Raw genomic sequence first — 2,281 nt, forward strand, 5'->3', positions numbered from 1 at the left:
CAGAAAGCTGTTATTGAACAAAGAAAGTTAAATCCTGTGCTTGACTCTTGTGGTTAAAAACAGGACATTTTAAATGGTTTATCGCATAGACATTTTAATTGGTGAATAACAATGTACCAGATGAGCTATTAGATCTATCAGATATTCCTGAAATTACAGACTGAAGTAATGCTATTCGTCATGGGCAATTTTATTGTCCAGTAAAGCAACAAACCTCTGTTCGTCTTGATGCTGATGTACTTGCATGGTTAAAAGCACAAGGGAAAGGCTATCAGACACGCATGAATAAAATTCTGCGTGAAGCAATGTTAAAAGATTTAAAAAATCATTAATAAAAATGGGAGTTTAAGCTCCCATTTTTGATTTTCTAAAAACTTTAGGAAAATTTAAATTAATCTATAATTAGAATAGATTTTTTGATTAATTTCCTCTAATAAATTATTAGCTAGAATAATTTTTTCAGGGCTGTCTAAGCCGTCACAACGAAAAATAAAACTTGAATTTGCTTTCTCAACCGAAATCACATTCAGCCCAACAAAGTATTCATCCAGCTTTTTTAATTCAGAATGGCTAGGTTTGTGCAACAAAGCCATTTGGAGTTAGAAAAGTTCCGAATCCTGATCGGGATTTTTTTAGAAAATTTTTGCCAGTTTCTAAGAATATTGGATCATTTTTTGGTTTTTTTCTTATGGAAAAACCAAGCATGCAGATTTTTTGATTAAAGAAAGAGTGCAGTATTTCTATTTGAAGCTGCAATCTTTGACGCAATTTTGAGTTTAGTGAAGTTTGAATCAGACATTTTTTCTCAATACATGACGATCTCTAATCTTAACTTCAATTAAATGCTCAAATAAAAGAGTAATTATAAATGAGTCCTTGCGATTTAAGTTATTCATCGTCTTTGTGATGATCATTATCTAATAGCTTACAAGTAAAAATTATTGCTAATATGACTAGGCTAGAAGAAATACCAGCATATAAGTTGGCTAAAGTTCCACCAAAAACAACAATATCTTCTAAAAACAAGATGACTATAACTATAATAGATACATGTAATATAATAACTTTTAGATCATGAAACTTATTAATTGATAGTGTCTTAAGAAAAGAACTATTGTCAAAAATAGCTTGTTGAATAAATAATTTATAAAAACCTGCTGAAATTAAATGAAATGTAATAGCAATTAACGAGACATCGAGGATTTTTAAAAATTTAACAACAACTATTTTTACTTCAAAATTAGTTGCATATATATTTTTTATAATAAAAATTATTGCATCAATTAGAAGATATATAGTTGATAAATATAAAAAAATAGAAGATATTATGCAATTTATAATAACTATAATAACTAAAAATCTACTCTTTTCAAAAAAATTTTGTAGCACTTGATAACATCCCTTAAAATGAGGCTTTGTTGCATAAATATGTAAGCATCTGATTTAAATAAATTTAATTTTGGATCAAAAAATAATCAAAACTTTTAAAATCATATAGTTATGAAATCTTTGTGCAACAAAGCCATTCAGAATTAACTATTTCAATAAGTTGTTTAGAATCTACTATTAACATTTTTATCCCCGAGAAGCAGATTGTATTAAAGCCCTATAAAGCTCAATAGTTTGTTGAAGTTCTCTTTTAAGCGGTTCACTTTCTGTTCTATTTTGTCTTGTTAAAGGGCACTGTTGCAAATAGTGATTTGAGTCGATGATGTTCCCTTTAAAAAGTGCTTAGAGACCGAAAACCCTGTTGATTAGACACACTTCACCCTGAGGCTGACCATAATAAAATGACGATGCTTGTCCTTTACGTAGTGCACGCATGACTTCAATACCTTTAATTGTGGCATAAGCAGTCTTCATAGATTTGAATCCTAATGTGGCCCTGATGATTCGCTTTAACTTACCATGATCACATTCAATGACATTATTTTTATACTTAATCTGCCTGTGCTCAATATCTACTGGACATTTTCCTTCTCGCTTTAATCGTGATAAAGCATGGCCATAGGTCGCTGCTTTATCTGTATTGATGACCCGTGGAATTTGCCACTTTTTCACCGTATTGAAGATCTTTCCTAGAAAACTATAGGCTGATTTACTGTTCCGTCTAGCGGAAAGGTAAAAGTCAATCGTATGACCCCGTTGATCAACTGCACGATACAGGTAAGTCCATCGCCCCTTCACTTTGATATAAGTCTCATCCATATGCCATGAATGTAAATCTGTAGGATTACGCCAATACCAGCGTAACCGTTTTTCCATTTCTGGAGCATAACGC

General features: G+C 31.2%; 2 protein-coding genes and 1 pseudogene. 1 reads left to right on the top strand and 2 read right to left on the bottom strand.

The features are described from left to right. Nucleotides 1-116: 116 nt before the first annotated feature. Nucleotides 117-332: pseudogene (locus tag ACTL4S_RS16350) on the top strand (BrnA antitoxin family protein); the annotation flags it as partial. Between the two features lie 556 nt (nucleotides 333-888). Here ACTL4S_RS16350 and ACTL4S_RS16355 read toward each other — a convergent pair. Further along, a complete protein-coding gene (locus tag ACTL4S_RS16355) occupies nucleotides 889-1,389 on the bottom strand; it encodes a YqhA family protein (RefSeq protein WP_110976010.1) in 501 nt (166 codons plus the stop codon). A gap of 342 nt (nucleotides 1,390-1,731) precedes the next feature. Then, nucleotides 1,732-2,281, bottom strand: a 550-nt coding sequence (locus tag ACTL4S_RS16360) for an IS6-like element IS1008 family transposase (protein WP_441299677.1), incomplete at its 5' end; no start/stop codon positions are given.

Source organism: Acinetobacter lwoffii (genome assembly GCF_052078135.1).
GTDB classification, from domain to species: Bacteria; Pseudomonadota; Gammaproteobacteria; order Pseudomonadales; family Moraxellaceae; genus Acinetobacter; species Acinetobacter lwoffii_Z.